The sequence below is a fragment of the Aeromonas sp. QDB30 genome (assembly GCF_027707645.1).
Taxonomy (GTDB): Bacteria; Pseudomonadota; Gammaproteobacteria; order Enterobacterales; family Aeromonadaceae; genus Aeromonas; species Aeromonas caviae.
Window position 1 is genome coordinate 1 of sequence record NZ_JAPCIY010000126.1, and the last position, 6,298, is coordinate 6,298.

Below are 6,298 nucleotides of genomic sequence, written 5' to 3' on the forward strand. Positions count from 1 at the left end.
ATGTGGAGCGGGTGATGTCACTTTGTAGCCGAGATTGGATAAAACTGACCTAATGTTTAATCCGATTGGTATAAAAAACGCGGCGCCCAACCGGGCCACAAAGGCGCTCGGCGTGAGCGTCATCCAGCGGATGAACGGCTGACGGTAATACCCCATTACCCTGCCAGACAGTGCGCCTGCTGTGGGGGCAATGTGGTATTTCATGACAAACCCTACCGCGTCCATCAGGTCTTTGACCTGCCCGAGGTCAGCTACAGGGTGACCGAACATCAGCTCTTTAGCGGCACCTGTTGTCATTGCATCGAGACCAGCCCGGCTCCGTTGCCCGAGACGGTGAGCAGCAGCCAGATGGGGACCAACCTGCTGAGCTACATCGCCCTGCAAAGTGGTCTGTTTCACCAGAGCATTAGCCAGATACAACAACAGCTTAAACAGCACTTCGGCCTGAGCTTCAGTCGCGGCGCCATCAGCGAGGCGCAAGGGCGAGTCAGTGCCATGTTGACCCCGACGCACCAGGCCATCAAACAACAAGTGCAATCAGCCTCCTGTATCCATGCCGATGAAACACGGCATCAGCGTGGTGGTGAGCGGCGCTGGATGTGGCTGGCACTGAGCAAGGTGGCCGTCTGTTTCATGACGGCGTTTGGCCGGGGTCAGGATGCGGCCAAACGGCTGCTGGGCTCAGAATTGGATGGCGTGTTGGTGACAGACCAGTACGCAGGATACCGTTTCATCGACAGCAGCCAGCGTCAGCTGTGCTGGGCCCATGTACTGCGCAATGTGGCAGCGATTGCCGACAGCGGCGAAAAGGTCAATCAGCCCATTGGGGCCCGACTGGTGCTTCTCGCAAATAGCGTATTCAGGGTTCGACATGGCTATGAACAAGGCGTGTTGAGCCAGAAACAATATCAGCGAAGGCTTGAGCGATGTCGGCAAAGCTGGCGAAAAGAGCTGGGGCGAGGCAGTTTGCTGTGCAGCAAGCGCTACCGAGGTCGCTGTCGGCTACTGCTCAAGGATGATGAAATGCTGTGGCGTTTTCTGGAAAACGACGAGATAGCCTTGACCAATAATGAGGCGGAACGGGCGCTACGCGGGTATGTGCTGTGGCGCAAGGGGAGCTATGGCGTTTGGTCACATCGGGGAGAGCTGTTTCGGCAGCGCATCTTGTCTTTGATAGAGACAGCCAAGCGGTTAGGTCGCTGTCCGCAGGAATGGCTGAGGGCCGTGGTCAGTGCCTGCATAGAGAAAACAGACTACCCGCTCCCGGAAGAGTTGTTGTCAACATCCTCCCGGTGAACGGTTACAGCACGGCGACCCTGACCCTGACCATCAAGAACGACGATGACGGGGTGACCATCACCAACCTGACGCCCAAGGGCGAGGGCGGGGATGCGAAGGTGTACGAGGACGACCTGCTGGCGACCCGCGGCGCGAATGAGTCGGCGGGGTCGGACAGCAGCAAGGAGTCGACCACGGTGACGGGGGACTTCACCATCAGCGCGCCGGACGGGGTGAAGACCCTGAGCGTGGGTGGCATCAACATCGTGGTGAACGGGGTGGTGGCGGGCTTCCCGCTGAGCGGGGTGACCACGCCGCTGGGCAACACCCTGACCATCACCGGGTACAACCCGGCGACGGGGCTGGTGAGCTACAGCTACACCCTGAACGACAACGAGGCGCACCCGACGGCGAACGGCAACAACAGCCTGTTCGAAGACTTCGCGGTGAGCCTGGTGGACAGCGACGGGGATTCGGCCTCGAACACCCTGAGCGTGCAGATCGTGGACGACGTGCCGACGGCCAACGATGATGCTGACAGTGCTACTGAAGGTGTGTTCACTCCGGTGACGGGGAATGTGATTACCGGGGCGGGTACCATCGGCGGTACAGCCGGTGCTGGGGTGGACGTCATGGGGGCTGATGGTGCAGCAATCAGCCAGGTCGTGAGCTCGAACGGCAATTCAGACAGTAATCCTGCCGGTGGATTCACCGTGACCGGGCTGTATGGGACGCTGACCATGGGGCTGGATGGCGAATACAGTTATACGCTCACGGCGGCATCGGTTCCCGTGGGGGCCTCGGAGGTATTTACCTACACGCTCAAAGATGGCGATGGTGATACGGATCCGGCAACACTGACAATCAATATTGCTCAGGATACCCGTGTCCCTGTATTGACCATCGGCAATGCGACGGTTGATGAGGAGGGACTGCCTGAGGGGACCGCTGCCAGTGGTAATTCGGAGATATTCAATGGCAGCTTCACCATCAACACCCAGGGGGAAAATCTGACTACCTTGACCATCGGTGGGCAGGCTTACAATTTGACCAGTGGCGGCAGTCAGACCTTGATCAACAATACGGAAGGAATGCTGACGGTAACCGGTGTCAGCGGCCCCACAGCCGGTGTCTACACGGTGAACTATACCTACACGCTCAAAGACAATGTGCTGACTCACAACGTTCAGGGCAACAGTGATACAGCGAATGGTCCGAGTTTCGTCGTGTCGGCTACGGATGCCAGTGGCGACAGTGGCACGGGTAACCTGCAGGTTGTGATCAGCGATGATGCCCCCATTGCCAATGCTGTTACCAATGCAGGCCAGGCGACTCAGGTGCAGAACACGAATCTGATGTTGATCCTCGATATCTCCGGCAGTATGGGTGACCCATCGGGCTATCAAGGCATGACTCGGATGCAGGTGATGCAGAAGTCCGCGTTGGAGCTGCTGGACAAATACAGCGCCTACGGCAGCGTCATGGTCAATATCGTGACCTTCTCCACTTCAGCCGCCAATCCGACCGGGGTGTGGGTCTCGGTCGATGTAGCCAAGGCCATCATCCTTGGCCTTACCCCCACGAACTCGACCAACTACGATGATGCACTGAACGAGGCAATCAAAGCCTTTGGCGATACAGGTAAACTCGCTAATGCGCAAAATGTCTCTTACTTCATGTCGGATGGTCTGCCAAATGCCAACTCGTTGAGCGGTACCCCCGCCACAGTTCCTGATGGCAACAACTCGCTTGGCGGTGGAAACGGGATCGATGGTGACGGCACGACACTGAGCGGTGAAACCAAGGACTGGGCCGATTTCCTGACGGCGAACAACATCAATTCGTACGCGCTCGGGATGGGATCGGGAGCGACCCAGTCTGCACTGGATCCCATTGCCTACAACGGGGTCAGTGGTGCCAGCCCGGCAAATACCACCGCAGTGGTGGTGACTGACTTCAGCCAACTGACCGCGACCCTTTTGAGCACCGTGGTAGCTCCGCCCCTGGCAGGACAACTGATCAACGGGGTAGCGGCGAGTGCCGGGGCCGATGGTGGCTGGCTCAATGCCATTACCGTGGGAGGGGTGACTTATACCTACAACCAGAAGACGGGCTTCGCCGGCGTCTCGGGAGGGACATCAGCCGGGACCTTCAATACAACGACCAACGAATGGACCATTACACTTGCAGGCGGCATCCTCAAGGTGGACATGGACAACGGCGCCTACACCTATACTCCGCCGTCATCCATTCCGGTCGGGGGGATAAACCAGGTCGTAGGTTACAGTGTGATAGACAACGATGGGGATACTGCGTCCAGCACCTTGTCCATCGTTATCAACCCGGCGGTCGGTCCTACCGTAGTTCGTGATGACTTTATCATCACCAACCAGGACCCGGCGACCATTCCGGATTGGGCTCTGCTTGCCAATGACACCGGGCCTCTGGCTGCGACCCAGATGATCACGGGCGTCTCGGGAGCCGTTGGAGGGACCGTCACAGACAATGCAGGCTCGGTAACATTTGATGATACCTCCGGCAATGCGACTCCCAACTCTTACGAGGGTTCGTTCAACTACACCAATAGCACGACCACAGATACGGCCAAGGTGTATGTGGATGTGCAGAGCGGTTTGACACTTACCGGGAGCTATCTCGACGAGATCCTTATTGGGGGATCTGGAAACGATACGCTCAACGGCAATGCCGGGAACGACATCCTGCTTGGAGGACTCGGTAACGACACCTTGAATGGTGGTGAGGGCAATGATCTCCTGATCGGTGGCGCTGGCAACGATACCCTGAACGGCGGCAACGGCAATGATACGGCCAGTTACTTCGACAGCGCTGCTGGGGTCACGGTTACAGTCAATGGTGCCAGTCAGAATACCGGAGGGGCAGGGACAGACAGCCTGAGCAACATGGAAAACCTGGTAGGGTCCATGTTCAACGACAGCCTGACCGGCGATGGTAATGCCAACGTCTTGAGCGGACTGGCAGGTAACGACATCTTGAGTGGTGGTGGGGGCGACGACCTGCTGATTGGGGGTACCGGCAGTGATACCCTGACTGGTGGGGCTGGCAAGGATACCTTCAAATGGATGGCTGGTGATGCAGGAGGCACGGATACCATCAAAGACTTCACCACGGGGGCCAATGGAGATGTTCTGGACCTGAGTGAACTGCTCAGTGGTGAGCATGCCGATGCGAGCACACTGGATCACTATCTTACCTTTGCTCCTGGTCCGGGCAGTGGCAAGTCGACACTGACCATTGATCTGGATGGAGCGGGAAGTGGCACCACGACTCATACCATCCTCTTTGACAACGTGGATCTGACGGCTGGCAAATCCAATCTGCAGATCATTCAGGATCTGCTGGATCAGGGCAACCTCAAGGTCGATCCGTAAGCAGGGTATGGGGGCCGGGTGTGCCCGGCCCCTGTTATTTGATGGAGTGGGCAGATAAGATAGCCGCAGTATCAGGAGAGGGTCACCATGCAGTCATTCAACTGGGTCGACATCGACGGCATTCGCTATAGCTGGAACGGGCAGGACAATATCGTCTGCACCGGCCGCTTTGGCTATCAGGCCACGATGACGGGTGACACGCTCAACGGTCTGGAGCTGGAGAGCGAAGATGGTGAGGTGGCGGGGTTGCTGAATGTGGACTTTGCCGCTTCTCGTATCAGCTTCACGCCGGCAGAAGATGCGCCCCTGCCCCATATGATGGTGCTGGTCGGCCATGAGTGGGGGCAGCAGGAGTATTCGTTGCAGAGCCTGAGCGATACCTCCTTGCAGGGGCTGCTCAGCCACGGCGAGGAGCTTGACTGGGGTGCGCTGGCCGTCGTGACGACGTCCGAGCCGAATCTGCCATCACAAGGTCATGTTCTGTCGTGGGATTCGTTCCACTTTGAGGATGAATCGCTGTTTGGCAGCCCGGCGCCTGCTCCCGTGATGACAAGCCATGGCAATTCAGGAGGAGGGGAGATCAGCATCAATATCGACATGACCAATCAGGTGCTGGACCAGATCCCGCCGACACACGATATATGAATCCCAATCGACGACATGCATAATGACCTCCATCTAAATGATGGAGGTTTTTTTATGTGGCGTCCCCTTCTTACCCTGTCCGCGCTGGTTGTCAGTGCTCCGTTGCTTGCCATCGAGGTTCCTCAGGCCCCCCATCTGGTCGTCAGTGGCTATGCGGAGCAGAAGGCTGAACCAGACATGCTGACGCTCAATGTCGCCGTCACGGCACTGGAGAAGCAGGGCATCAAGGCCAAACAGCAGGTAGATACCAAGGTAGCAGCCTTCTTTGGCCAGCTGGAGAGCCTCGGCATCAAGCGCAGCGACGTCGAGGCGGGCAACCTGGTGATCTCCCCCGAGTATCAGTATCCCCAGAACAAGCAGCCTGAAATGGTGGGTTACCGTGCCCAGCGCCAACTGGCCGTCAAACTCTATCAACTCGACAAACTCAGCCAGTTGATGGATACCGCCCTCAAGGCGGGTCTGGAGTCCGTGACCCAGATAGAGTACGGCCTGAAGTCACCACAGGTCATCAAGGAGCAGGCCCGGCTTGGTGCTGTTGCTGATGCCACGAGCAAGGCGGAATCCCTGGCCAAGGCTTTCGGCATGAAGCTTGGCAAGGTGTATAGCGTCGAATACCGCAACAGTTCCCCCATGCCGGTCTATACCCGTGCCATGAAGGCAGCGGCAGCCCCTGCCGCCGACATGATGGAAAACAGCTATCAACAGCAGCAGATCAGCATCACTGACAATGTAGAAGCCGTCTTCCTGCTGGAATAACACAGCCCCTTTGTCCATCACTCAAACCCGAGGCAACCCCTCGGGTTTGTCATTGCAGGGGCTGGCAGGACAAGCGAGCCGCGAACTGGGTCAGGTGAAACGGGAATGGAATAAAAAAATGCCGGTCAGTGACCGTAATGCCGATCAGTTAAGGATCCATTGACCGATCCTCAGGCTGTGTAAGAATCCGAAACTCCTTGTTGGGTTTC

At 57.5% G+C, this 6,298-nt stretch carries 3 protein-coding genes and 1 pseudogene; all 4 read left to right on the forward strand.

All coding sequences use genetic code 11. The features are described 5' to 3' along the window. Positions 1-72 precede the first annotated feature (72 nt). Positions 73-1,296 (forward strand): annotated as a pseudogene (locus PG896_RS20280) (IS66-like element ISUnCu16 family transposase); the annotation flags it as partial. Further along, positions 1,293-4,688: a beta strand repeat-containing protein gene (locus PG896_RS20285; RefSeq protein ID WP_270836154.1), complete on the forward strand. Its 3,396-nt coding sequence runs from the start codon at positions 1,293-1,295 to the stop codon at positions 4,686-4,688. The pseudogene PG896_RS20280 and the gene PG896_RS20285, both read left to right, overlap by 4 nt. Positions 4,689-4,775: 87 nt before the next feature. Then, a complete protein-coding gene (locus PG896_RS20290) occupies positions 4,776-5,333 on the forward strand; it encodes a hypothetical protein (protein WP_042879892.1) in 558 nt (185 codons plus the stop codon). 54 nt (positions 5,334-5,387) lie between these two features. After that, positions 5,388-6,089, forward strand: coding sequence for an SIMPL domain-containing protein (locus tag PG896_RS20295; protein ID WP_010675156.1), 702 nt, complete (start codon positions 5,388-5,390; stop codon positions 6,087-6,089). Positions 6,090-6,298: the final 209 nt, after the last annotated feature.

Excerpts from the sequence above, each read along its gene's own strand:
- PG896_RS20290 (WP_042879892.1), top strand. The coding sequence starts at position 4,776 with ATGCAGTCATTCAACTGGGTCGACATCGACGGCATTCGCTATAGCTGG.
- PG896_RS20295 (WP_010675156.1), top strand. The coding sequence starts at position 5,388 with ATGTGGCGTCCCCTTCTTACCCTGTCCGCGCTGGTTGTCAGTGCTCCG.